The following is a 24,710-nucleotide window of genomic DNA, read 5'->3' on the forward strand; positions in this document are numbered from 1 at the left end:
GCGCGACAGCCGCCTGTCCCGGAGGGAATCATGACTGTCTCCATTTTCGCCAAGGCCGCGCGCGTCACCTTCGCCATGTGCCTGCCTTTTGCCCTGGCCGCCGCCCTGTCCGGCTGCGCCACCGAAAGCTCGGGCCAGGAAAACGCCGCCGCGCCGCCGCCGCCGGAAATCGTGGCCTACGCCGTCAAGCAGGCCGACATTCCCCTGGAAATGGCCTTCATGGGCCAGACCGCCGGCTCCCGCGAGGTCGAGGTCCGGGCCAGAGTGGGCGGCATTTTGCTGCGCCGCGACTATGAGGAAGGCTCACGCGTGCGCCAGGGCCAACTCATGTTCGAGATCGACCCGGCCCCCTACCAGGCCGCCCTGGAACAGGCCAAGGGCGCCCTGGCCCAGGCCGAGGCCAGCCTGGCCCAGGCCAAGCGCGACGCCGAACGCATGGACAAGCTTTTCAAGGGCGACGTGGTGGCCCGCAAGGACTTCGACGATTCCAAGACCGCTGTGGAAACCGGCACCGCCGCCGTGGATGCGGCCAAGGGCAAGGTCCGCGAAGCTTCGCTCAATCTCGAATGGACCAAGGTCACGGCCCCCATTTCCGGCATGACCAGCAAGGAGACCCGTTCCGAAGGCAGCCTCGTCACCACCGGTTCCGACGGCAGCCTGCTCACCACCATGTCCCGGGTCGATCCCATCTATGTGAACTTCTCCATGTCCGGCCAGGAGATGATGAAGATTCGCAAGCTGCGGGCCGAGGGCAAGGTGGTCGTGGACGGCGGCGATTTCACTGTGGGCCTGACCCTGCCCGACGGGTCGTCGTATCCCCTCAAGGGCCGCATCAATTTCACCGACACCCAGGTCGACGCCACAACCGGCGTGGTCAAGGTCAGGGCCGAATTCCAGAACCCTGACGGGTCGGTGCTGCCCGGCCAGTTCGTGCGGGTGCGCCTTGAGGGCGCGCGCTTCAAGGACGTGCTGGCCGTGCCCCAGGGCGCTGTGCTCAACACCCAGATGGGGGCCATGGTCTGGACGCTGGATGACAAGAACCAGGTCGCCCCGCGCCCGGTGGTCCTCGGCGAGGCCGTGGGCAACGACTACCTGGTTGAGCAGGGCCTTGGGGCCGGCGAGCGCATCATCGCCGAAGGCGTGATCAAGGTGCGCCCGGGCCTGACCGTGCGCGTGCGCGGTGAAGAACCCAAGCAGGCCCAGCCGGCCGCCACGGCCCAGACCGCTCCGCAACAGGCTCCCAAGGACGCCCCGGCCGCCGCCCAGAACGGCGAGGCCGCCAAGGCCGAGGTCAAGGAGAACCGTTCATGATTTCACGCTTTTTCCTGGGCCGCCCGGTCTTTTCCATCGTCATCTCGCTGGTCATCGTGCTGGCGGGTCTGGCGGCCATCAGAAGCCTGCCCATCGCCCAGTACCCGGATATCGTGCCGCCAGAGGTCAACGTCACGGCCGTCTACCCCGGGGCCAGCCCCGAGGTCATCGCCGCCACCGTGGCCGCGCCCCTGGAGCAGCAGATAAACGGCGTTGACAACATGCTCTATATGCGCTCGACGAGCTCCGGCGACGGCACGCTGTCCATCACCGTCACCTTCGCCGTCGGCACCAACCCCGACCAGAACACCATCAACGTCAACAACCGCGTCCAGGCGGCCCAGACCACCCTGCCCGAGGAAGTCCGCCGCCAGGGCGTGACCGTCACCAAAAAATCCTCCAACATCCTCCAGATCATCGGCTTCGATTCCCCGTCCGGCCGCTACGATGCGGTGTTCATCAGCAACTACGTGCTGGTCAACATCCTTGACGAGCTAAAGCGCCTGCCCGGCGTCGGCGACGCCTCCATCTTCGGGGCCAAGGACTATTCCATGCGCGTCTGGCTGCGGCCGGACAAGCTGGCCCAGCTCAAGCTCACGCCGACCGACGTGGCCAATGCGATCAGCGAACAGAACGCCCAGTTCGCGGCCGGCCGCATCGGGGCCGAGCCCACCAAGCCCGAAAGCCCGGTGGCGCTCAACTACATGGTCACCACCAAGGGCCGGCTCATCACCCCCGAGGAATTCGGCGACATCATCCTGCGCGCCCAGCCCGACGGGTCGCTGCTGCGTCTGAAGGACGTGGCCCGGGTCGAGCTCGGGGCCAAGGACTACAGCTCGATTTCCAAACGCAACGGCAGCCCCACGGTCAACGCCGCCATCTTCCTCGCTCCCGGAGCCAACGCCCTGGACACGGCCGAGCGCGTCACCGCCAAGCTCAAGGAACTCTCGGCCCGCTTCCCCGACGGCATCATCTATTCCGTGCCGCTGGACACCACCACCTTTGTGCGCGTCTCCATCGAGGAAGTCATCCACACCCTGGTCGAGGCCATGATCCTGGTCTTTATCGTGGTCTTTGTCTTCCTGCAAAACTTCCGGGCCACGCTCATTCCCTGCCTGGCCGTGCCGGTCTCCATCATCGGCACCTTCGCCGGGATGCAGGCCCTGGGCTTCACCATCAACACCCTGACCCTGTTCGGCATGGTCCTGGCCATCGGCATCGTCGTCGATGACGCCATCGTGGTGCTCGAAAACGTCGAGCGCATCATGACCAAGGAGAAGCTGCCGCCCAGGGAAGCCACGGCCAAGGCCATGGAAGAGGTGACTGGGCCGGTGGTGGCCATCGTGCTGGTGCTGTGCGCCGTGTTCGTGCCGGTGGCGTTTCTGGGCGGGCTGACCGGCCAGATGTACAAGCAGTTCGCCATCACCATCGCGGTTTCCGTGGTCATCTCGGGCCTGGTGGCGCTGACGTTGACCCCGGCCCTGTGCGCTACGCTGTTAAAGCCCGGCCACCAGGAACCCAACCGGTTCTTCCGGGGCTTTAATCGCCTTTTTGACGCCGTGACCGCCGGTTACGGCGCGGGCGTGGCCTTTCTCCTGCGCCGCAGCGCCTTTGCCATGCTGCTTTTCGCCGGGCTGTGCCTGGGCACGGGCTGGCTGTTCAAGCAAGTGCCCGGCGGACTCGTCCCGGACGAGGACCAAGGCTACGTCATCGCTGTCAACATCCTGCCCGACGGCACGTCGCTGCGCGCGACCGAACAGATCAGCGACGCCATGGACGCGATGAACATGCAGGACCCCTCGGTCAAGGACGTCATCGCCATCACCGGCCTTGATCTCTTAAGCTTCACCTACCGCTCCAACTACGGCACCATGTTCATGCCGCTTAAGCCCTGGAAGGAACGTCCCGGCGAGGAACTCTCCTCCTTCTCCATGGTCAAGCGCATCTTTGGCCGGGGCATGGCCCTGCCCAAAAGCTTCACCCTGGCCTTCAACCCGCCGGCCATCTCCGGCATGTCCAACACCGGCGGCTTTGAAGCCTACCTGCAAAGCCGAGGCGAAGGCGACGTCAAGGCCCTGGCCGCCATGACCGAAGCCCTGGTGGCCGAAGCCTCGAAAAACCCGGTGCTGGGCCGGGTGGCCACCACCTTCGGAGCCAACGTGCCCCAGCTGCGCATCGACCTCGACCGAGAAAAGGCCAAGGCCCTGGGCGTGGCCATAAGCGACGTCTATGCCGCCATGCAGGCCACGTTCGGCGCGTATTACGTCAACGACTTCAACAAGTTCGGCCGGACATTCAAAGTCCAGATCCAGTCCGAGGCCGATTTCCGCGACCGGCCCGAGGATCTGCGCGACGTGTTCGTGCGCTCCAGCAAAGGCGAGATGATCCCGCTGACCGCCATCGCCTCCATCGAAAAGTCCACCGGCCCCGAGGTCATGGAGCGCTTCAACGTCTTCCCGGCCGCCAAGATCATGGGCCAGCCCGCCCCGGGACACACCTCGGGCGAGGCCCTGGCCGCCATGGAGCAGGCCGCGGCCAAGGTGCTGCCACCGGAATACACCCTGGCCTGGACCGGATCGGCCTACCAGGAAAAGGCCGCCCAGGGCTCCTCGGCCCTGGTCTTCGCCATGGGCATCGTCATGGTCATCCTGATCCTGGCCGCCCAGTACGAACGCTGGACCCTGCCCTTTGCCGTGGTCATGGCCGTGCCGTTTGCCTTGTTCGGGGCCATCGCCGCCGTCTACGGCCGGGACCTGAGCAATGACATCTACTTCCAGATCGCCCTGGTGACGCTCATTGGCCTGGCCGCGAAAAACGCCATCCTCATCGTGGAATTCGCGGTGCTGGAGGTCAAGGCCGGCAAGACCCTGGCCGAGGCGGCGCTCTCGGCCGCCAAGCTGCGCTTTCGGCCCATCATCATGACCTCGCTGGCCTTTATCCTCGGCTGCCTGCCCCTGGCCATCTCCACAGGCGCGGGCGCCAACAGCCGCCACGCCATCGGCACCGGCGTCATCGGCGGCATGCTCGGGGCCACCATCATCGCGCCGTTTTTCATCCCGGTCTTTTTCAAGCTCATCATGGGTCTTGGGGCCTGGGTGCAACAAGTCACCGGGAAACATGTTGCCAAGGAGCAAAAAGCAGACTAATGCTTTTATAAGCTATAAAAACCATGCGCGCGGGAAGTCGCGACGCGCGTCGGAAAAGGAGCACCCCCATGGAATCCTCTCCGTCTGTCGCTGTCCCCGAGCAGGCTTCGGAATCCCTCCCCATTGCCCTGAACGACGTAGCCCGGGCCTGGCGGTCCCGATTGGACGAACGCCTTCGCCCTCTTGGCCTCTCGAGCGCCATGTGGGCCGTCATCCGCCGCCTGGCCACCGGCCAGGCGGCGTTGACCCAACGCGAGCTGGCCGAGGCCGTGGGCATCGAAGGCCCGACACTGGTGCGCCTGCTGGACCGGCTGGAACAGCACGGCATCGCCCGGCGCGTGTCCGACCCCCGGGACCGTCGCATCAAGCGGGTGGAACTGGCCGAACAGGCCCGGCAGAACTGGGACGCCTCCCTGAAGGCCGGACTGGAGCTCAGCAGCGAACTGACGCGTGGCATTCCCCCCAAGGACCTCGAAACCACGCGCACGGTCCTGCGCACCATGCTCGAACGCCTCTAAAGGCGGCCCAACATCCGCCTTGTCCATCCCGAAGGTTTGGGGCATACTGGCTGCGAGAACGACGACGTTTTCCAGCTGGTTGCCCCAACCCTTACCGATGCCGGTCGCGCGCAAGCTCCCGTTCCGGACGCCCCGCCAGCCTATGCCCATCTCTGCCGCGCCGTCATGCTTACGTCTCGTGCCGCGCCTTGCCTCCGGCTGGCTGCTGGCCGGGCTTTTGCTCGTGTCCCTGGCCGCTGGCTGCGCCCAGAAGCGACCGCCAACCCCGGTGCGGCTAGCTCCGGAAACCACGGCCGAATCGCCTGAAAGCGTCATCATGCGCGCCACCCCGGCCATCGCCGCCGGCCAGGCCACGCCCACCGTCTACCAGGAGCGCGGCGAGGCCTACTACCGTATGGGGCAGTTCGAACTGGCCCAGAAGGATTTCGAACAGGCCCAGAGCGCCGGCGGCGGCGCCCAGACCGCCTACGATCTCGGCGCGGCCGCCTACATGAATCAGGACTACCAAAAGGCCATCAACTACTTCTCCGACGCCATCGCCAAGGACGCCACCATGGCCAAGGCCTACAACAATCGCGGCGTGGCGGCCTTTGCCCTGGGCCAGTACGACAAGGCCGGGGCCGATTTCTCCGCCGCCGCCGGACTGGGCGGCCAAAGCGCCGCGGCCTCGCTTTTTAACCGCGCCCTGGCCTATCAGGCCCAGAACGAATTTGACCGAGCCCTGGCCGACTACGACCGGGTCATCGGCCTGGACCCGTCCCAGACCGCCGCCCGCAACAACAAGGCCGACATCTACATCACCCTGCGCCGCTACGACGAAGCCGCCGTGGAACTCGACACGGCCATCCGCCGCAACTCCGGCGACCCCGACCTGTATTACAACCGCGCCCTGGTCCGGGAGAAACTCGGCAACTATCCCCAGGCCATGGAAGACTACGACCGGGCCGCCAAACTGCGTTCCAACTTCGGCCAAGCCTACCGCAACCGGGGCGTGCTGCGCCTTCGCTTGCAAATGACCCGCGAGGGCTGCGCCGACCTCTCCCTGGCCTGCCAGTTCGGCTACTGCGGCCACCTGGAAAAGGCCAAGAACTTCGGCCTGTGCCAGTAGCGGCCGAAAGCGACGGGCGGGCCTCGTGACCGAATACGGCATCAGACGGCTGGCCATGGGCGTAAGCGCGCTTTGTCTGGCCGGGGCGGCCCTTGTCGTCGTCGCCGCCTGGCGCTTCGACGTAGCACCCCCTGCGCCGCCGGCTCCGGCCGCCAGCCCCAAGGCCCCGCCCCCGCGCCAGGCCACCGCCGCGCCGGAACTGACCCGCGCCATCCTGGCCAACGACGTCTTCGGCTTGACGCCTCTGCCCGACCAACAGCCCAAGGCCAAACAACCGCTCAAACCGGCCGAAATCGACATGGAACTGGCCGGCACGGTCATTGCCGCCGACGGCCGCCATGCCGCCGCCTTTTTGCGTGACAAGGGCAACAAATCCCAGAAGGCCTACGCCGTGGGGGCCACGGTCAAGGATGCCCGCATCAAATCCATCGGCAAGAATTTCGTCATCCTCGAACGGCAGGGCCGCGAGGAGATTTTGACCATGAAGCCTTAAGCCCGGCCCTTTCGCCGGCAGCGCGCCGGCAAAATCCCGGCCGGCGCGCGATCATAAGGCCCGCCATGCCCGTCTACGAATACGCCGCCGTCGATGCCAAGGGCCGCGTCAAACAAGGCATCGTCACCGCCGAAAGCCAGCAAGCCGCGAGAATCGCGCTACGGGCCAAGCGACTTTTCGTCACTTCCCTGGCCGAGGCCACCTCGGGCGCAACGGCCCGGGGTCGCGGCGAGACAGCCTCCCTGCCGTTTTTCGCCCGCCGCATGGGCCGGGGCGAACTGCTCGCCGCCACACAGGTGCTGGCCACGCTGCTGGAAGCCGGACTCCCCCTGGACAAGGCCCTGGCCGCCCTCATCGAGCAGATGCGCGCCGGCCGGGGCAAATGGGTCTTTTCCCACATCCTGGAACGCATCCGCGAAGGCCAGGACTTTTCCACCGCCCTGGCCGCCTATCCGGCCGTGTTCCCGCCCACCTACGTCAGCATGGTGCGTTCGGCCGAGGCCACGGGCATGTTGCCCATCGTGCTTGGCAACCTGGCCGAATACCTCGACCGCCAGACCCAGCTGGCCCGCACCCTGCAAGCCGCCCTGGCCTACCCGGCCTTCATGTTCGTCTTCGGCCTGGCCGTCATGGCCCTGCTTTTGGCCTACGTCATCCCCGAGGTCACCCGCATCTTCGTGGACCTGCGCCGCGCCCTGCCCCTGCCCACCGTCATCCTCATCGCGGCCAGCGACTTCGTGCGGGCCTGGTGGCCTTTCCTCCTCGGCGGGCTGGTCGGGCTGGTCCTGGCCGTTCACCGCACGCTGCGCACCAGGCGCGGCCGGGCCCTGGCCGACCGCCTGACCCTCGCCCTGCCCGTGGTCGGCCCCATCGCCCGCAATGCGGCCACGGCCCGCCTGGCCCGAACCCTGGGCACCTGTCTCGACCAGGGCGTGACCATGCTTTCCGCCCTGCGCATCGCCGGATCGGTGTCGGGCAACATGGTGTTCGAACAGGCCATGGAGCGCATCCGCGACGAGGCCAGCCAGGGCGGGGGGCTCACCGACCCTATGCGCGAGGCCGACATCTTCCCGCCCATCGCCCTCCAGCTCGTCTCGGCCGGCGAGCAAAGCGGACGACTGGGCGAACTGCTCGTCGGCCTGGCCCGGATGCTTGAAAACGACGTCAACGCCCGCATCAATAGCGCCAGCTCGCTTTTTGAACCCGTCATGATCCTGTTGCTCGGCGGCATGGTCGGCCTTATGGTGCTGGCGGTGCTGCTGCCCATCTTCGAAATGAGCAGCCTGATCGGCTGACAACCAAGGAGTCCCCATGCGCGCCGCCCTCTTCGCCGCCCGCCGGTCCCGTCGCCCCCATCGCCTTGATGCGGCCGGATTCACCCTTATTGAACTCATGGTGGTCATCGTCATCCTCGGCGTCCTGGCCGGGCTTGTCCTGCCGCGCATCGTGGACCAGCCCGACAAGGCCCGGGTGGTCAAGGCCAAGACGCAGATCGAGGCCCTGTCCATGGCGCTCAAACAGTACAAACTCGACAACGGCTTTTATCCCAGCACCGAGCAGGGCTTGAGAGCGCTTCGGGAGAAGCCGTCCATCGGCCGGGTGCCCCAGAACTATCCGCCCAAGGGCTACCTCGACTCCCTGCCCAAGGATCCCTGGGGCCGCGACTACGTCTACCTGTGCCCGGGCGAGCATGGCGACTTCGACCTCATTTCCCTGGGGGCCGACAGCCAGGAAGGCGGCGAAGGCGTGGACGCCGACGTCAAGAGCTGGGAGCTTGGCGGCTGACGGCCCATCCCGTGGCCCCGCGCCGCGCCGCCGGCTTCACCCTGGTGGAGCTGACCATCGTGCTGGTCGTCATGGGCATTGCCGCCGGCCTGGCCATCCCCCAACTGGCCGGCCTGTTTTCCCGCGAAAGCGAGAAATCCCTGGCCCGCCAACTGGCCGGCCTGCTGACCCGGGCCAGGACCGAGGCCATCGTCACCGGCCGACCCTTTGTCGTGACCCTGGACTGGGCCAGGGGCGAAGCCCGACTGAAACCGCTGCCCGAGTCCGGTTCGCCGGTGCCGGCCGGGCGTGACGGCCGCAAAAACGCCGAGCGCTCCAAGGCCGCCGTGGCCAAGGACGCGCCCGGGAACCTGCCGGACCCGTCCGGCGCGTCCCGGCCGCCCGTCGTCGTCCCGCCGACCAAAATCGCCGACAAGGCCCGGCCGGGCCTGCTCCTTACGCCCCAGGGCCGGTTCAGACAGCCCGAATCCCTGGAGCTGGTCGTGACCCCGCAGGGCCTGTGCCAGCCGGTCTTTGCCCGCTTGGCCGCCGCCGGAGGCAGCGAGGCGGCGGTGGTGGTCGATCCCGTGGGCTGCCGCGTGAGCCTGCTGACCGCCGACCTGGAAGCGGCCCAGGCCCGGTTCGAAAAATCTCTGGGGCTGCTCGATCCGCCCTGGTCCGGGGTGGTTCGGCCGGCGGACGCACCATGAGCAACCGCCCGGAGCGTTCGCGCCCGTCGCCGCAATCCGGCCAGGCCCTGCTCGAAACCCTGATCGCCGTGGCCATCATGGCCATTGCCCTGGTGTCGCTGTTGGCCGGTCTGGCCCGGCTCCAGGACAAACGTCTGGACGCCGCCCGGGCCAGGCGGGCCGCCTTCCTGGCCCAAGGTAAAATGCTGGATATCCTGGCCGCCGGCCCGGCCAACCTCAACAACGCCTCGGGCACGTTCCCCGCTCCCGACACGGACTACGCCTTTAGCGTGGAGATCGGTGGCACCCGGGGCGAGCGGCTGCGCCTTGTGTCGGTCACCGTGCGCGCCACCGGCTCCGAGCGCCTGCAAGTCCGGCTGGCCCGGCTGGAGCCCGGGCCATGAGCGCCTCGCGCCGGCACGAATCCGGCTTCACCCTGGTCGAGGTGCTCCTGGCCCTGCTCATCGGGGCCCTGGTCATGCTGGGTTCCTATTCCGTCACCTCCCAGGTCATCGGCCTGTCCGACGACGTCAGGTCCAACCTGGCCGCCGAGGACGCCCTCGATATCCTGCGTATCGCCTTGGACAACGATCTGGGATCGATCATCTGGGTCGAATCCACCATACGGAGGGCTGCCGAAAGCATGGCCTTTTCCGGCGGCCGCCAGGAAACGGCCCTCTCGGGGCTGGACGAGGAAGTCATCCTCTCCCTGGCCAGCGCCGCCGTCCTGGCCCCGGACGCGCCGTTTCCCTCCCACGCCTTCAACCGGGTCACCTATCTCTTGCGCAAGCCGCCAGGGAAAGACGGGGAAAAAACGGACACGCGCCAGCTCGTGCGTCGGGAACTGCCCGCCGCCACCCTGGCTTGGCGGGACCCCGCCCGACCCAGCGCCCACGAAACCGTGCTCTTGGAGACCGTCTCCGCTTGCGCCATCCAGTTTTTCGACCAGAGCGCCGCGTTGACGACCTGGGACAGCCAGGCACGCGTACAAGCCCGCCAATCTCCGTTGCCGACCCAGGTCCGGTTGCAGGGAGAGGCCGTCCTTGGCGGCAAGACGCGCCGTTTCGAGGTCCGCTCGGCCTTGCCGTTCCGCAACCTTGCCGTGGGGGAAGGGCGATGAGGGCCGACCATTCCCGAGGCGCGGTGCTGCTCTTCGTCCTGGCCCTGGTGGCGCTTTTGGCTTCCCTGGCCGTGACCACCATCCGCACGGCCCAGGTCGAGGTTTTCGCGGCCTATGGCGGCATCTACGCCAAACAGGCCCGGGCCACGGCCGAATCCGGGCTGCTGGCCGCCGCCGCCGTGTTGCTGCCGGCCCGGCCCGCTGACTCCGACAACCTGACCCAGGATTGGGCATTTTTCCCTGATCTAGCCAACTATCCCGGGGCAAGCTTCCTGGACGGCCACATAAGCGGCCGCATCGAGGACGAAAGCGGCAAGTTTCCGGTCAACGCCATGCACCCCGGCCTTTCCAACCATGCCGCCTATCAGGCCGTCTTCCTGCGCCTATTGACCGGAGAGGCGCTGGCCCTGCCCGAAGACCGGGCCAAGGCCTTGCTGGCCGCCCTGGTCGACTGGCTCGACGCCGACGACCAGCCAGGGGCAGGCGGCGCGGAAGACGCCGCCTACGCCGCCGCCCAGTTTCCTTACCATGTCCGCAACAACTCCCTGGACACCCTGGGCGAACTGTTACTGATCCAAGGCTTTTCCCGCGACCTGCTGCACGGCCGGGGCGACCGGGCGGGACTCATGTCCCTGCTCACCGTCTGGGGCAGCGGCCTTATAAACGTCAACACCGCCCCGCTCCCCGTGCTGGCCGCCCTGCCCTCCGGCCTAAACGCCGCCCAGGCTGCCGCCCTGGCTCGCAGCCTGGACGCCTATCGCCGCGATCCGGTGCGCCAAAGCGAGCTGGCCAGCCTCGAATGGCTGGCCAAGGCCGCCGGCTCGCACAACGGCCAATGGCCGACCACGCTACTCGCCACGCGCAGCCTCTACTACGCCGTCACCCTTGAAGGCCGTTCGGGTGCGGCCACCGCCCGGCTTTTCGCCGTGCTCAAACGTGACCAACCCCGCCAGTCAGGCAAGCCCCCTTCCTGCACGGTGCTGTACCGGGAGTTGCGCTAAGACAGGCTCCATGCCACAAGGCCGGGATGCGGGAATCCCTTCTGGTCGTGGCGAGGCGGCCGCGCTCCCTCGCGGTCCTTTGCGTCGAGACCGGCCCGGGCCTGCCCACGCCAACCGGCGCGGCGACCTTTCCCCTGCCCCCCGACGCCTCGGCGGAGGATGTGGCCGAAACCGCCGCCCGGCTGGTTCAGGAGCACGGTCTTGTCGCACGGCGCGTGGCCCTGGGTCTGGACGCCGCCAAAGCGACCCTGCGCCGCCTGCCTTTCCCCTTTACCGCCCCGGGCAAGATCGATCTGGTCCTTGGCCCGGAATTCGAGCCCTTTCTGACCGCGCCGCCGGCCGAGACCGCCCTGGCCTGGGCCGCCACCGCCCTGGCCGCGCCTCCCGAGACCGTGGTCCTGGCCGCAGCTCTGTCGCGTGAGGCCCTGGTCGCCCAGACGGCCGCCCTGGCCGCCCTGGGCTTGCCCCCGCAAGCCGCCTGCCTCGATCTGGCCGGCCTTGACGCCTTGCTCCAGGCGCTGACGCCGGGCAGCCAGGCCGTTCTGTGCGTCCATGTCGCGGACGGCCGAGCCGATTTCGTCTGCCGCCTGGACGACGCGCCCCTGGCCTGGCGCAGCCTGCCCCTGCCCGAGGCGGCCGACGCCGCGCAACAGGCGACGTTTCTCGCCCGCGAGGCTGTCCTCACCCTGTCGGCCCTGGCCAGCCAGCCACCGGTCGGCCTGAACCTGATCCTTGGCGGCAAGGTCGACCGGCCCCAGGCGGCCGCCGCTCTGGAAGCCGCCCTGGGCGTGCCGGCAACGTCCCTGTCCGCCCTGCCCGGCTGGCCGCGCCTGCCCACGGGCGAGGCGTTGCCCGAAGCCTTGGCCCTGGCTTACGGTCTGGCCGTGCTGGCGGCCAAGGACCCGAAAACGGCCAATTTCCTGCGCGGCGAGCTGGCCCCGGCCGCCTCGCGCGCCACCCTGCGCCGCGCCCTGCTCCTGGCCGGCGGCAGCGCCCTGGTCTTGGCCGTTTGCGCCATTGGGGCGTATTTCTCCATGCTTTGGCGGCTCGACGCCTCCCTCACCCGAACCCGGGCCGAAACCGAGGCCGTCATCGCCGCCGCCGCCCCGGACCTGGCCCCGAGCTTAACCCTCCCGCAAAAACTCTCCGCCCTGCGCGGCCGGCTGGCCGAACACGCGGCCACCCGGCGCGACCAGGGAACCGGCCCGGTCGGGGGTGTTCTAGAGATACTGGCCGCCATCCATCAGGGCCTTGGCCCGGATGGCGCGGCCAAGGCCCGACGCGTGGCCCTGGACGAGAGCCGGGCCACCATCGACGCCGTGGCCGACGACTACACCACCGTGGACGCCGTCAAACGCCGGCTGGCCGCCATGGCGGTCTTTTCCGGCGTGGAAATCCGGGGAGCCAAGAACAACCCGGAGAAAAAACAGGTGGAATTCCAGCTCGACCTCAAACTGGCCGCAGCCGGCCAAGGCGCGCCGTGAAACGCGAGCTGCCCCACCCCCTGCTCCTGGCCGCCGGCGGACTGGCTGTCCTTGTCGGCCTGTACCTGTGGGTCGTCGTTCCCGTCACGGACGGTCTAGACGCCCGCAAACGCCGGCTGGCCGAGGCCGGGCGCGGTCTGGAGGAAGCCAAGCGGCTGGCCGGACAGCTCGCCGCCCTGGGCCAGGCCCCGGCCGCAGCCTCCGTGCCGGACGGCTTCTCGCTGTTTTCCCTGGTGGAAGGCGTGGCCAGCCGGGAAGGGGCCAAGGGCAACGTGGAATTCATGCGCCCGGCCAATCGCGACCTCGGCGGCGGCCGCCGGGAAGCGGCCGTGGATCTACGCCTGGCCGGCCTTGGCATGGACAAACTCCTGGCCTTCCTGCAACAGGTCGAAGACCCGGCGCGCGGCATCCGCATCCGCCAGCTCATCCTCACCCCGTCGTCCAAGGGCGGCATCGACGCCGACCTGTCCGTGGCCATGCCCCAGTCAGCCGACAAAGGGCGGTAAACGACAAAGAAAAGAGAAGATGCCTCCGACGGCCGGGGGCCTGAGGCCCCCGGACCCCCCGCATGGGAAAAGATGTAGAGGGGGTTCGGCGTGGGCCGGCAGGCTGGTTGGTTGTGGACCGTCAGCGCGGGAGACTCAGCCCGACCGGACTCGTCGCGGGCACGACAAGAGGCTGCGTTGCTCGACGGCGCGGGAAAACGCGTCCTTGCCAAGGCTCCGGGAGCCGGGAAGCGCGACGAGGCGTCAGCGGACGCCGCTGTCCAGGGTCGTGGTCGTTGTAGTGGTCGTGGTGGTCGTCGAAGAGAGTGAGGACGTGGTCGAGGGCGTATACCAGGAACTGGAGCTGTTGGTGGCCGTGGCGGCCGTGGTCACGAGCGCCTGCAGCGAGGCCGCCTCGTTCAGGTCATCCTGGGCCTTTTGGGTGTAGGCCGCGCTGTTCGCCGGCTCGGCAGCGGCCAGGGCCGTCCAGGCGGCGGCCCGGTGCTTGAGGGCGGCCACATAATAAGGCTGGATGGCCAAGGCCTTGTCGTAGTTGGCGATGGCGTCCCTGTAGAGGCCGGCGTCGTAGCGCAACCGGCCGATGGCGTCGTAGGCCCGGGCGTAGGCTGCGTCCAGGGACAACGCCGTGTTGTACTCTTCCATGGCCCGTTCGGGGTCGCCAATGGAGGCATAGTAGGTGCCCCGGTCCACATAGACGCTCGGTTCGCCCGGGCCGTAGGCCACGGCCAGATTCAGCTCGGACAGGGCGGCCGACCCCGCGCCAAGGCCGATGTAGGCCAGCCCCAGGCCGCCTGTGGCCTTGGCGTTGTCCTCGTCCACGGCCAGGGCGGCCTTGTAGGCCAGCTGGGCCGAGGCATAGCTGCCCTGGGCCAGATAAGCGTCGCCGAGCAGAATGTAGCCGGTGACAAGCTTATCCTTGTTATTGAGATAAATGCCGCCGCAATAGGACGAATACATGGCCATTTGGACCAGGGTTTCGTTGTATTCGTTAAGCGTCTCGTTTTTTTCCTTGTCCTTGTCCGTCAAATCCTCGGACACGGGCAGTTTCTGACTGCCGGCGGAAGAAGCGAACTGGTTGGCGCTGGCCGAGGAGGTCGTCGTTCCCGAAGTGGACGACGTGGTGGTCGAGCCGGACGTGTCCGTGGTCGTGCTGGTCGAGACCGGGCCGGAGCCGGTGGCCGTGCCGGCCGTGCTCGTGCCGGAACTCGTGGTCGAGCCGGAGGCGGTCGTGCCGGAAGTGGTCGAACCAAGGCCGGACAGACCGCCAAGGGAACTCATGCCGTACAGGGACGTCCCGCTTAAGAGGCTGCCCGAGCCAAGGCCGTAGAGGGAAGAACCGGGATAGCCGTACGCGGAGCCGTAAGCTGTGGCGACGTCGAGAATGGGGCTTTCGCCCGGCAAGAACTGGTCGCAGGTGTCGGAAGCGCGAAGCAGGGCCAAGCCCTGGCTGGCGTCGGACACGGCCTGGGACGGCACGTCCAAGACCAGATCGACCCGCGCCCGGGCCAGATAGGCCTCGCCATTGTCGGGATAAGCCGCGATGGATTCGGTCAGATAGGCCAGGGCCGAAGGATAATTGTTGTCCGTCATGGCGGCGGCGGCGTTGGCGTAGGCGGCGTCATTGCCTGACGCCAGCCCGCCGAGAGAGGACAGGGAAGACGTGGCCGCAACGGCCGGTCGGGCGACCAGAAGGGCCAGACCCAGGGCCATGGCCGCCGCAGCGCGTTTTCGTCCCTTGCCCATGCGTCTCTCCTTTGGCCTGCGACAGCCGCGTAACGGGCCGGCATCTTCCCCAGCATCTAATGGCGCGCGCCAGCGACGTCAAGGCAGGCTCGGGGACGTCAGGCCCGTCTGGCCGCCTCGGCCCAGGCAATCTCCCGGATGATGGACTGCGTGACGCCCCCGGCCGTCAGTTGGGGCGGCAGCACGCTCCAGGTGTAAGTCTCCACTTCCAGCGGCGTGTCCGGGGGAAACAGCGGCAAGGCCTGGCGCAAAAAGGCCTGGGTTGTGGCGCACTGCGGCAAGGACTCGATGAAAATGGGCATGTGGAAATGCACGCGCCAGGATTCGACGCCCGAAAGGCGCGCGGCCAGGGCCTTTGGCAGATCGTCGAACCGGACCAGCTCACCGCCCTGCAGTCGGGCCACGGCCTGGTGCAGATAGACCGGCTCCACGAAACAGGCAAGCTGCGTCAGATCGCCGCCGTCGAGGTGCAGGGCCGAGGACACCTGCACCTGCCCCACCTCGATGCCGCGTGCGGCGAGCAAGGCCAGGGACTCGGCCGGGTCCTCGTATTGCAGGGCCTGATGGCAGCAGTCATAGCACACGCACAGATGGGCCATGTGCCTGGGCGGCGCGTCCACGGCCTCGAAAAAGGCGGCCATCTCGGCGGTGGTCTCGATGCGGCAGCCGGGTTCGGCCTCCACGGCCAAGCGGATACGCCGGCCGGTTTCTTCATGGAGCGCGGCCAGGGCGGCCAGGACGCCGCGCAGAGAAGCGTAGACCGCCGGCAGGTCGGCGTCGGGAAAGCCCTGGCGAAAGCCCAGGGGCACGGTGGAGATGGCGCCGGTCGCGCCCTCGGGCAGCCAGCCGGCCAGGAGCCGGGCCAGGCGCAGGGCATAGGCGGCGCGCTCGGGATCGCGCCAGTCGGGCCGGTAGACGGCCTCCTTGACCGGCACGTCGTGGAAGCGGCCGTAGGGAAAGCCGTTGATGGTGCGAACGGCCAGGTTACGGGCGGCCAGTTCCCCGGCAAAGGCCCGGGCCGCCTCGGCGTCGCACTCCAGGCTGGCCCGGCCCGACAGCCGCAGCCCCACGGGAAAGGGCCGGTCCGGGCAGACGGCGGCGGCCACCGCCGGGGCGTGGTCCCACAAGCCTTGGCAAATCTCGCCAAAGCTCTCGCCGGGATGGATGTTCGTGCAGTAGGTGACAGGTTCCATGGTCCCCTCTCTCCCCAATTGGGGGGTCCGGGGGCCTCAGGCCCCCGGCCGCCGGAGGCTTCTTTATTGCCTTCCCGCCAGTTCGGCGCGGGCGGCTTCGAGTTGGGGCGCATCGACGGCGTGAACTTCGATGCGTTGACCAAGGCCGGTCAGCATGGATAGGTGGAGCCGGCCGCCGAGGTGTTCGCGGAAGGCTTCGATGGCTGCGGCCATGTCGAGGTCGGCCAGGGCCGGATGCCACACGGCCAGGCCCAGGGCGTCGAGCAGGGACAGCGCCTGCTCGGCTTCGGCCCGGGAGAGCAGGCCGGTGCGGCAGGAATAGAGGGTATCCAGGGCAATGCCCACGGCCACGGCCTCGCCGTGGCGCAGCTCGCCCCGGGTGGCCTCTTCCAGGGCATGGGCCGACCAGTGGCCGAAATCCAGCGGCCGGGCCGAACCGAGTTCGAAGGGGTCGCCGCCGCCGGCGATATGCTGCAAATGGGCCTCGGCACAGCGCACGTTGGCTTCGAACAGCGCCTCGTCGTCGCCGGCGGCGAGCCTGGGGGCCAGCTCGACCAGACGGGCGAAAAAGAGCGGATCGCGCACCAAGGCGACCTTGACCGCCTCGGCCAGTCCGGCCAGCACGTCGCGCCGGGGCAGCGTGGCCAACAGGGCATGGTCGTTGACCACCGCGTACGGCGGGGCGAAAGCGCCGATGTAGTTCTTGCGGCCGAAATAATTGATGCCGTTTTTGACGCCCACGCCGGCGTCGTTCTGGGCCAGGACGGTTGTGGGCATGCGGATGAGCCGCACGCCCCGGTGGGCGGTAGCCGCGCCGAAGCCGGCGGCGTCGAGAAAGGCCCCGCCGCCGATGGCCAGCACAAAGGACTGGCGGCACAGTTTGCCCCGGAAGGTCAGCTCCCACACGGCCTGGACCACGGCCAAATCGGCCTTGGCCACCTCGCCCCCGGGCAGGACAAGCGGCGCTTCGACCAGGGCCATGACGTCGCCGTGGGCGGCGGCATAGGCAGTGACGCGGCCGGGCAGGCCGGGGTCGGCGGCGACCAGGCCGGCGTCGCAGACCACGCCGACTTTGCGCGGCCCTGCTCCGGCCCGGGCCAGGATGTCGGCCAGGACGGCATTGGCGGGGTCAAAGGCCTTACGGGTGAAGACCACGGGAAAATCGAACGTGGGCGCGATATGCTGGGCAATGGCGACGGTCATGGAGCCTCATGGGTGACGTGCGGCGGCGCGAATGTCGCGGCGACGAAAAGCGCCTCTGGCGTTTCCCGGCCAACAGTCTAAAACCAATAATTTTTCATAAAAAATACCAGGGCATTTTTCAAGGGACGCGACGCGTGGCGGCGCGGGCCGACGCGGGTTGCAAACGTCCGGCCCTTATACCCGTATTATTCGCTTTTTTCCAGGGGGGCGGCCACGGCGTCCAGAACGCCGACCCGCGAGAGCGCCTCGTAGAGCACCACCGAGGCGGCGTTGGCCACGTTGAGGCTGCGCACCTGGCCCCAGATGGGGATGGTGACCAGCCGGTGGGCGGCGGCCAGGACTTCTTCGGACAGGCCGCTGGATTCCGTGCCGAACAGCAGGATGTCGTCGGCCTCGAAGGGAAAACGGTGATGGGGTACTGCGGCGTGACCCCGGTTGCCGGCGGTGGCGGCCACCAGCCGCCGGCCGGCCCGGGCGGCGGCGAAGGAGGGGAAGTCCTCCCAGACCGTCAGGTTCACGTGGGGCCAGTAGTCGAGGCCGGCCCGCTTGAGGTAGCGGTCGGCCAGGGAGAAGCCCAGGGGCTTGATAAAATGCAGCGGCGTCTTGGCGGCGGCGCACAGCCGGGCCACGCTGCCAGCGTTCTGGGGAATTTCCGGGGCGACCAGGACCAGTTCGATCACGCCGTCTCCCGGGTGTAGGGGACGTCCTTGCGGTAGACCGTGCCCTGGAAGCTGGCGATGACATCGTCCATGTCGTTGCTGATGGTCACGGCGTAGGTGGCCATTTTATTGCCAAGGGAGATTTCGGTGGCCTCGGCGTAGAGGGTGGAACCCAGGCCGGCCTTGACGTAGGCAATGGAGGCGGCCACGGCCAGGCTCAGTTTGCCGTGGGCATTGGAGGCCACGGCAAAGGCCAGGTCGGCCAGGCTGAAGATCGCCCCGCCGTGGGCCACGCCGGCCCCGTTGCGATGGTCGTCGGTGAGGTCCATGGCCGTCTTGGCGTAGCCGGGCCGGGCCTCGACGATGCGGATGCCAAGCATCTGGGCGAACCGGTCGCGGTCGAGAAACCACTGCATGTCCATGGGAAACGCTCCTTTGCCCGCCTTGGCAGGCGGGGTCTGGGGATGGAACGCCGGGGCGGCGGATTTGTCAAGCCGGGCGTTTGGGGCTATACGGGGCCAGCCCTTTGAGGGGGAATCCGCCATGCTGCGTCACGTTATACACGGGCCGGGCCAGAGACCGCGAAACCGGCCTTGGGCCATGGTTTTGGCCGCGCTGTTGGCCGCGCTGTGCCTGACGGCGATGCTCGGCGTGCCGGCCCTGGCCGCGCCGCCGGGCCCGGCCGACCTGTCGCGCACCATCGAGACGGCCCGGGTGGCCATAGCCGGGCATGAGAAGACCATCGTGTCCTATGACGCGGAGATGCGGTCGCTGACCGGCAACGATCCGGCCTCGGCCCGGCGGCGCGAGGAAATCCGTATCATCAAGCAGCATTACGTTCGGGAAATCGAGAGCCTCAAGGCGAAGATCGTCGATGACTACAAAAAAATCCAGGAATTCAAGGCACGTGGCATTCAATAGTGACATGCCGGCGGGCCAAAACAAAAACGCCTCGCTTTCGCGAGGCGTTTCGGATGGTTCGGTGGTGGGCGATCGGGGATTTGAACCCCGGACTTCCACCGTGTGAAGATGGCACTCTAACCGCTGAGTTAATCGCCCGTCAAAGAATGTACGTGGGACCCCCTCCCCTGGCAAGCATTATTTTGCAAAAAGCCAAAAAAAACGACGGCCACCCAGCGGATAAAGCAACAACACACTGAAAACAAAGGACAAACCAAGACATGCGACTGCTCGTGACCGGAGGCTGCGGCTTCATCGGCTCCAACTTCATCCGCGACATGCTCACCCGCCACGAAGGGATCTCCATCGTCAACCTCGACCTGCTCACCTACGCCGGCAACCGGCAGAGTCTGGCCGACGTCGAGGCCGCTTTCGGCGGCTCGCGCTACCACTTCGTGCGCGGCGACATCGCCAACAGCGAGCTGGCCCTGTATCTCCTAGAGGAGCACAAAATCGAGGCCGTGGTCAATTTCGCGGCCGAGTCCCATGTGGACCGCTCCATCACCGACGCCACGCCCTTCGTGCAAACCAACGTGCTCGGGGCCCAAAGCCTCCTCGACGCCGCCAGGCATTACGGCGTGCGTCGCTTCGTCCACGTCTCCACCGACGAGGTCTACGGCACGCTCGGGCCGGACGGGAAGTTCTCCGAAGCAACGCCCTTGGCTCCCAACAGCCCCTACTCGGCCAGCAAGGCCGGGGCCGACATGCTCATGCGGGCCGCTTACGAGACCTTTGGCATGGACGTGGTGGTCACCCGCTGCTCCAACAACTACGGCCCCTACCAGTTCCCGGAAAAGCTCATTCCGCTGATGTATTCCAAGGCCATGGCCGACGAAGCCCTGCCGGTCTACGGCGACGGGCTCAACGTGCGCGACTGGATCTACGTCATCGACCACTGCCGGGGCGTGGAACTGGCCCTCATGAAAGGCCGGCCGGGCGAGGTCTACAACTTCGGCGGCGACGCGGAAAAGCCCAACATCGAGGTGGTGCGCACCATCCTGGCCGCCCTGGGCAAACCCGAAAGCCTCATCCGCTACGTCACCGACCGGCCCGGCCACGACCGCCGCTACGCCATGGACTTCACCAAAGCCGCCCGGGAGCTGGGCTTCGCCCCAGCCTGGGACTTCACCCGGGGCATCGCCGAGACCATGGCCTGGTACCGCGCCAACGGCGACTGGCTGGACAGCGTCAACAGCGGCGCCTACCGCCAGTTCATGGCCTCTTGGTATGGAGAACGGGCATGAGCGGAGAAGCCAAAGCCCCCCGCGCCATCGTGCTGGGCGGCCTGACCGGACTGGTCGGCCGCCCGCTATCGGCGGCCATGGAGGAAGCGGGATTCGCCGTGCTGCCGACCACGCGCACGGTCCTCGACCCCTTTGACATGGAGGCCGTGGCCCGGGAGATCGAACATTTCGAGGCGACCCATGTGGTCAACACCGTGGCCTACACCGCCGTGGACGCGGCCGAGGACGACGCCGACGAGGCCTACCGCGTAAACCGCGACCTGCCCGGCCGGTTGGCCCGGGTCTGCCGCAAGGCCGGCGCGAGACTGGTGCATCTGAGCACGGATTTCGTTTTCGACGGTGCCAAGGGCGCGCCCTACGCCGAGGACGACGCGCCCAACCCGGAGTCGGTCTACGGGGCGAGCAAGCTGGCCGGCGAGCGGGCCATCCTGGATTCGGGGCTGGACGCGTTCCAGATCCTGCGCACGGCCTGGCTCTACGGCCCGGGCAAGAAGAACTTCGTGGCCACCATCCTCGGGCTGGCCAAGACCCGGGAGGAACTCAAGGTGGTGGCCGACCAGATCGGTTCGCCCACCTACACCCTTGATCTGGCCGGCTGGATCGCCGATCTGGCCCGCACCGAGGCCGCCGGCATCTTCCACGCCGTAGGCTCGGGCCAGGCCAGCTGGTGCGATCTGGCCGCCGAGGCCGTGGCCGCTTCGGGCCTGCCCTGCCGCGTCCTGTCCATCCCTTCCGACGCCTACCCGCAAAAGGCCAAGCGCCCGCCCTACTCGGTCCTGGACAACGCCAAACTGGCCGCGGCCATCGGCCGCGGCCCCCGGGCCTGGACCATCACGGTGCGGGAATACGTCTACGAACTGATGCAGGCGTCGGCCTGATCGGAAAATGCCATCGGCATGGGCAGGGTGAAGCAGAAGGCCGCGCCCTGCCCGGGCTCGGACTCCACCCAGATGCGTCCGCCATGGGCGGCCACGATGCCTTCGGCAATGGCCAGCCCCAGGCCCAGGCTTTTTTCTCCGGCCGTGGGCCGGGCCGAGAGGCGCTCGAAGGGCTTGAACAGCCGGTGGCGTTCCTCGGCCAAAATGCCCGGCCCCTGGTCGGCCACCCGCACCACCACCTCTTCCCCGGCCTGCCGCAGGGTCAGGCGCACGAGACTGCCGGGCGGGGAAAACTTCACGGCGTTGGACAGCAGGTTGTCCAGCACCCGGGCGATAAGGTCGGGGTCGAGATTCATGGGCGGCAGATGCGGGGCGCGGGTTTCCACCCGGATGGACTTGCCGGCGGCGGTGGCTTCGGCCAGCCTGGCCCGCTCCAGGATCAGGGCGTCGAGATGGGCCATGACCAGGGCCGGTTCGAGCCGGCCGGTTTCCAGACGGGTGAGGTCTTGCATATTGGAAGCCAGGGAACACAGCCGCCGGCCGGCCTGGCTGATGACCGCCGCCATTTCGCGCACTTCCCCGCCGATCTCGCCGCACACCCCGTCGAGAATGAGATTGGCCGCGCCGACGATGCCGCCGGCCGGGCTTTTGAGATCGTGGGCCAGCATGGACAAAAACATGCGGCGAAGCCGTTCCAGGCGCTTGATTTCGAGCATCCGTTCCACGGCTTCCACGCCGTGAAGCACCCGACAATAGAGCTCCTCGCGCTCAAATGGCTTGTGCAGATAGTCGTCGCCGCCGTTTTTGAGAAACTCCGCCGAGATGGAACGCGGGGCCTTGCCCGAGATGCCGATCAGGCAGATCTCGCGCAGCCGAAACCGCCTTCTTATGGTGCGGGTCAGCTCCACGCCGTTTTGCACCGGCATGTCGTAATCGATGATGACCGCCGCGATGTCCGGCCGGTGTTCGAGGATGGTCAGGGCCTTGGCCGCCGAGGCGGCCATGTGGACCCGGAACTGGTAGCGACGCAGCAGCCGACGCAAAAAAAGGCGCATGAAGGCCGAGTCTTCCACAATGAGGATGCGGGCGGCGCGGTTTTTGAGCAGCCGGTCCACATACCGGGCCACCGCAGCCGGGTCTTCGGCCTCGGCCACCACGAAATCGATGGCGTCGAGTTCCTGGGAGAGATTGCGAAATTCCGGCCGGTAACACTCGGCCACGGCCAGCCAGGGCACACCGCTTGCCGCCGAGGCGACGGCCAGACGGCGCACGGCCTCCTCGGGCAGGGCCAGATCGACCACACACAGCAAGAACGCTCCGTCGCCGTCGCCCCGGCAAAGCGCGTCCGCCGCCGCGCCGGGATCATGAATTTGGACGGCCCCCAGCCCCGACAGGGAACCGCAATGGCGCACCACGGCCGCAGCCAGACAGGGATTGTCGGAGACAAGGAGAATCTTCGGGTCGGACATGGCGGGTTACGTCTCTCCCTTCGAATATGGAAGTTTTTTTAACAGATGCCCGCAGCCAGGGCAATGCCGCAGTGCGTCCTTTCCCCAGCGGGCCCTGCCCGTTGGCGCCTGTCGCGAGCCGTCGACAATGGGGTTGACAATCGATAAGGGTAAATCTAAGTATTTCAATGCAGAAATTGCCGCGCAAAACAGTTCAAACGATAAATAGGCTCAAGTTGGCGTCTGACCAATGCCAAAAAGAACCTTATCCGCGAATGTTACTATCGTGAAACAGGAGCTGCTAAACGACGAAACAACACGACAGGCCACCCAAGAGCAAAGACAAGGCATACTACGGAGATAAAACGTGATTTGCAATATATGTGGAAACAACGAATTTCAGGATTTCAATACGCGCAAGAACATTGCTTGCACCAAGTGCCGCTCCCTCGAACGCACTCGCTTAATGTGGCTCTATATTGAGGAAGAAAATATTGATCCTACCTTCAAAATTTTGCACATGGCCCCAGAATTAGGCCTCTACGCAAGAATACGCTCTCTGGTCGAAAAAAATAATTATACTGTAGCCGACTTTGAACCAAAGCGTTACTCATTTGCAAAAAAATGCAAATATATTGACCTATGCGATCTCGACAGCTGGACATCCAATGAATACGATCTAATAATACACAATCATGTCCTAGAGCATGCCAGATGCAACATTGCTTATATACTCTACCATCTACACAGAATGCTAAAACCTTCCGGGCTGCACATATTCAGCATCCCTTTTCTACATGGCGAGTATGATGAAAGTTTAGCCGACATAGGCAACAACGAGAGAAAACGAAGATTTGGGCAGTCTGATCACCTTCGAAGATTTGGAATCAATGATATACATAAACACATCGGATCAATAGTTGACATTCCAAAAGAATACGATGCGGCAAAGCATTTTGGCGAAGATATTCTTATTAAATACAATATCCCCAGGTCTCAATGGAGAGGGTTCTCAGGGTCAACAATCTTAAAATTAAACAAGAACAGTTACAAACTGGCAAATTTAGATCGTTCCCGTTAATCCACTTTGCGAGAGGCTGTCGTCGCTACGCCCCTGCCGGCCCCTTGTCCGCCGGCGGCGGCCCGGCTAGGATGATTCATGGTTTCCGTTGTCTTGCCCGCACGAAACGCCGCCGCCGTCCTGCCCGCCGCCCTGGAGAGCCTGTCCGCCCAGACCTTGGCCGACTTTGAAGTCCTCATCATCGACGACGGTTCCGACGACGGCGGCGCCACCAGGAACGTCGCCACGGCCATGGCCGACCGCGACCGCCGTTTTCGGCTCCTCTCCCGGCCCCACGAGGGCATTGCCGCCGCCCTGAACGCCGGCTTGGCCACCGCCCGGGGACGCTACGTGGCCCGCCTGGACGCCGATGACGTCTGCCTGCCCGAGCGCCTGGAACTCCAGGCCCGCCACCTCGACGCCCATCCGGACATCGGACTGGTCTCCTGCCGGGCGGCGTACGGCGGCGATGGCGAGGCCTGCCGGGGCTATCTGGCCCATATCGAATGGTGCAACACGGTGACAACCCCCGAAGCCATCCGCCAGGCCATCTTCCGGGAATCCCCCCTGCCCCACCCCACGGTGATGTTTCGCCGGGAGCTGCCGGCCCTTTACGGCGGCTACCGCCAGGGCGATTTCCCCGAGGACTACGAACTGTGGCTGCGCTGGCTGGAAGCCGGCGTGGCCATGGACAAGCTGCCCCAGACGCTTGTGGTCTGGAACGATCCGCCGGGCCGGCTCTCGCGCACCGATCCGCGCTACGCCCCAGAGGCCTTTTTCCGCATCAAGGCCGGCTACCTGGCCCGACGCCTGGCCAGGGTAAACTCTTTCCATCCCCATATCGTGGTGGCCGGAGCCGGACGCGTCACCCGCCGCCGGGCCGAACTGTTGTGCGATCACGGCATTGTCATCGACGCCTGGCTCGATATCGATCCGCGCAAGATCGGACTGATGCTTGGCGGCCGGCCGGTGCTCCATTACAACGAATCCCCGGGACCGCAGTCGTGTTTCATCGTCCCCTATGTCGCCAGCCGAGGAGCTACTGATGTAATTTTGGACAGACTCGGCGCGGTCGGCTTTATTCCAGGCCGCCACTGCCTGCCAGCCGCTTAATTTCGCCCCATCTCTTGCCTTGTTGCCGGAAGTCCTTTACGGAAGCCACTGGCGGATTTTGCCTTGAGG

Annotated in this window: 24 protein-coding genes and 1 tRNA gene; 18 read left to right on the forward strand and 7 right to left on the reverse strand. The window is 66.6% G+C overall.

Going from position 1 to position 24,710, the window contains the following annotated elements; genetic code table 11:
* Positions 1-30: 30 nt before the first annotated feature.
* From DMR_RS13650 to gspM, 13 genes are all read left to right on the forward strand, one after another.
* Positions 31-1,311 (forward strand): efflux RND transporter periplasmic adaptor subunit, encoded by a 1,281-nt coding sequence (locus DMR_RS13650; protein ID WP_015861497.1) that lies wholly within the window; start codon positions 31-33, stop codon positions 1,309-1,311.
* The gene (locus DMR_RS13655; RefSeq protein WP_015861498.1) at positions 1,308-4,457 is read left to right on the forward strand and encodes an efflux RND transporter permease subunit; all 3,150 of its coding nucleotides are present in this window, start codon (positions 1,308-1,310) and stop codon (positions 4,455-4,457) included. Before DMR_RS13650 ends, DMR_RS13655 begins: the two co-directional genes overlap by 4 nt.
* 68 nt (positions 4,458-4,525) lie before the next feature.
* The gene (locus DMR_RS13660) at positions 4,526-4,975 is read left to right on the forward strand and encodes a MarR family winged helix-turn-helix transcriptional regulator (protein WP_015861499.1); all 450 of its coding nucleotides are present in this window, start codon (positions 4,526-4,528) and stop codon (positions 4,973-4,975) included.
* Between the two features lie 142 nt (positions 4,976-5,117).
* The gene (locus DMR_RS13665) at positions 5,118-6,083 is read left to right on the forward strand and encodes a tetratricopeptide repeat protein (RefSeq protein ID WP_015861500.1); all 966 of its coding nucleotides are present in this window, start codon (positions 5,118-5,120) and stop codon (positions 6,081-6,083) included.
* A 25-nt stretch (positions 6,084-6,108) separates the two neighbouring features.
* Positions 6,109-6,576, forward strand: a complete 468-nt coding sequence (locus DMR_RS13670; RefSeq protein ID WP_015861501.1) for a type II secretion system protein N — start codon at positions 6,109-6,111, stop codon at positions 6,574-6,576.
* 65 nt (positions 6,577-6,641) lie between these two features.
* On the forward strand, positions 6,642-7,871 hold the full coding sequence (locus DMR_RS13675; protein ID WP_015861502.1) for a type II secretion system F family protein: 1,230 nt from the start codon (positions 6,642-6,644) through the stop codon (positions 7,869-7,871).
* 16 nt (positions 7,872-7,887) lie between these two features.
* Positions 7,888-8,361 carry a type II secretion system major pseudopilin GspG gene (gspG, locus tag DMR_RS13680; RefSeq protein WP_015861503.1) on the forward strand — a complete coding sequence of 158 codons (474 nt, stop codon included), beginning with the start codon at positions 7,888-7,890 and terminating at the stop codon, positions 8,359-8,361.
* A gap of 11 nt (positions 8,362-8,372) precedes the next feature.
* Positions 8,373-9,050, forward strand: a complete 678-nt coding sequence (locus DMR_RS13685; protein WP_015861504.1) for a GspH/FimT family pseudopilin — start codon at positions 8,373-8,375, stop codon at positions 9,048-9,050.
* Positions 9,047-9,433 carry a type IV pilus modification PilV family protein gene (locus DMR_RS13690; RefSeq protein WP_015861505.1) on the forward strand — a complete coding sequence of 129 codons (387 nt, stop codon included), beginning with the start codon at positions 9,047-9,049 and terminating at the stop codon, positions 9,431-9,433. The genes DMR_RS13685 and DMR_RS13690 overlap by 4 nt, the downstream gene beginning before the upstream one ends.
* Positions 9,430-10,149 carry a PulJ/GspJ family protein gene (locus DMR_RS13695; RefSeq protein ID WP_015861506.1) on the forward strand — a complete coding sequence of 240 codons (720 nt, stop codon included), beginning with the start codon at positions 9,430-9,432 and terminating at the stop codon, positions 10,147-10,149. The genes DMR_RS13690 and DMR_RS13695 overlap by 4 nt, the downstream gene beginning before the upstream one ends.
* The gene (gspK, locus tag DMR_RS13700; protein WP_015861507.1) at positions 10,146-11,150 is read left to right on the forward strand and encodes a type II secretion system minor pseudopilin GspK; all 1,005 of its coding nucleotides are present in this window, start codon (positions 10,146-10,148) and stop codon (positions 11,148-11,150) included. Before DMR_RS13695 ends, gspK begins: the two co-directional genes overlap by 4 nt.
* A 26-nt stretch (positions 11,151-11,176) precedes the next feature.
* Positions 11,177-12,634: a hypothetical protein gene (locus tag DMR_RS13705; RefSeq protein WP_015861508.1), complete on the forward strand. Its 1,458-nt coding sequence runs from the start codon at positions 11,177-11,179 to the stop codon at positions 12,632-12,634.
* Entirely contained in the window at positions 12,631-13,140 is a 510-nt protein-coding gene (gene gspM / locus DMR_RS13710; protein ID WP_015861509.1) for a type II secretion system protein GspM, read from the forward strand. The genes DMR_RS13705 and gspM overlap by 4 nt, the downstream gene beginning before the upstream one ends.
* Positions 13,141-13,383: 243 nt before the next feature.
* On the opposite strand, the gene DMR_RS13715 is transcribed toward gspM, so the two are convergent.
* The 5 genes from DMR_RS13715 to DMR_RS13735 all read right to left on the reverse strand — a co-directional run bounded on the left by DMR_RS13715 (position 13,384) and on the right by DMR_RS13735 (position 18,360).
* Entirely contained in the window at positions 13,384-14,883 is a 1,500-nt protein-coding gene (locus DMR_RS13715) for a tetratricopeptide repeat protein (RefSeq protein ID WP_015861510.1), read from the reverse strand.
* 98 nt (positions 14,884-14,981) lie between these two features.
* Complete coding sequence (gene eboE / locus DMR_RS13720) at positions 14,982-16,076, reverse strand: metabolite traffic protein EboE (protein ID WP_043600695.1); 1,095 nt, start codon at positions 16,074-16,076, stop codon at positions 14,982-14,984.
* 63 nt (positions 16,077-16,139) lie between these two features.
* Positions 16,140-17,279, reverse strand: coding sequence for a 3-dehydroquinate synthase (locus DMR_RS13725; protein ID WP_015861512.1), 1,140 nt, complete (start codon positions 17,277-17,279; stop codon positions 16,140-16,142).
* A 185-nt stretch (positions 17,280-17,464) separates the two neighbouring features.
* Complete coding sequence (locus DMR_RS13730; protein WP_015861513.1) at positions 17,465-17,959, reverse strand: tRNA (cytidine(34)-2'-O)-methyltransferase; 495 nt, start codon at positions 17,957-17,959, stop codon at positions 17,465-17,467.
* Positions 17,956-18,360, reverse strand: a complete 405-nt coding sequence (locus DMR_RS13735) for a PaaI family thioesterase (RefSeq protein WP_015861514.1) — start codon at positions 18,358-18,360, stop codon at positions 17,956-17,958. Before DMR_RS13735 ends, DMR_RS13730 begins: the two co-directional genes overlap by 4 nt.
* 121 nt (positions 18,361-18,481) lie before the next feature.
* Between DMR_RS13735 and DMR_RS13740 the strand changes: the two genes are divergently transcribed.
* A complete protein-coding gene (locus tag DMR_RS13740; protein WP_232502795.1) occupies positions 18,482-18,859 on the forward strand; it encodes a hypothetical protein in 378 nt (125 codons plus the stop codon).
* A 62-nt stretch (positions 18,860-18,921) separates the two neighbouring features.
* On the opposite strand, the gene DMR_RS13745 is transcribed toward DMR_RS13740, so the two are convergent.
* Positions 18,922-18,997, reverse strand: a tRNA-Val gene (locus DMR_RS13745).
* Between the two features lie 122 nt (positions 18,998-19,119).
* Here DMR_RS13745 and rfbB point away from each other — a divergent pair.
* Both rfbB and rfbD read left to right on the forward strand, forming a co-directional pair.
* Positions 19,120-20,142 carry a dTDP-glucose 4,6-dehydratase gene (rfbB, locus tag DMR_RS13750; protein ID WP_015861516.1) on the forward strand — a complete coding sequence of 341 codons (1,023 nt, stop codon included), beginning with the start codon at positions 19,120-19,122 and terminating at the stop codon, positions 20,140-20,142.
* Positions 20,139-21,020, forward strand: coding sequence for a dTDP-4-dehydrorhamnose reductase (rfbD, locus tag DMR_RS13755; RefSeq protein WP_015861517.1), 882 nt, complete (start codon positions 20,139-20,141; stop codon positions 21,018-21,020). Before rfbB ends, rfbD begins: the two co-directional genes overlap by 4 nt.
* Here the strand turns inward: rfbD and DMR_RS13760 are convergent.
* The gene (locus tag DMR_RS13760; RefSeq protein ID WP_015861518.1) at positions 20,993-22,489 is read right to left on the reverse strand and encodes a hybrid sensor histidine kinase/response regulator; all 1,497 of its coding nucleotides are present in this window, start codon (positions 22,487-22,489) and stop codon (positions 20,993-20,995) included. The two genes, rfbD and DMR_RS13760, sit on opposite strands and share 28 nt — an antisense overlap.
* Positions 22,490-22,934: 445 nt before the next feature.
* Here DMR_RS13760 and DMR_RS24500 point away from each other — a divergent pair, with 445 nt between their 5' ends.
* Together DMR_RS24500 and DMR_RS13765 are read left to right on the forward strand one after the other, a co-directional pair.
* Positions 22,935-23,549, forward strand: coding sequence for a methyltransferase domain-containing protein (locus tag DMR_RS24500; RefSeq protein ID WP_148208437.1), 615 nt, complete (start codon positions 22,935-22,937; stop codon positions 23,547-23,549).
* Positions 23,550-23,627: 78 nt separating this feature from the next.
* Positions 23,628-24,641 (forward strand): glycosyltransferase family 2 protein, encoded by a 1,014-nt coding sequence (locus tag DMR_RS13765; RefSeq protein WP_015861519.1) that lies wholly within the window; start codon positions 23,628-23,630, stop codon positions 24,639-24,641.
* Positions 24,642-24,710: the final 69 nt, after the last annotated feature.

Origin of the sequence: Solidesulfovibrio magneticus RS-1 (assembly GCF_000010665.1) — a bacterium.
Classification (GTDB): Bacteria; Desulfobacterota; Desulfovibrionia; order Desulfovibrionales; family Desulfovibrionaceae; genus Solidesulfovibrio; species Solidesulfovibrio magneticus.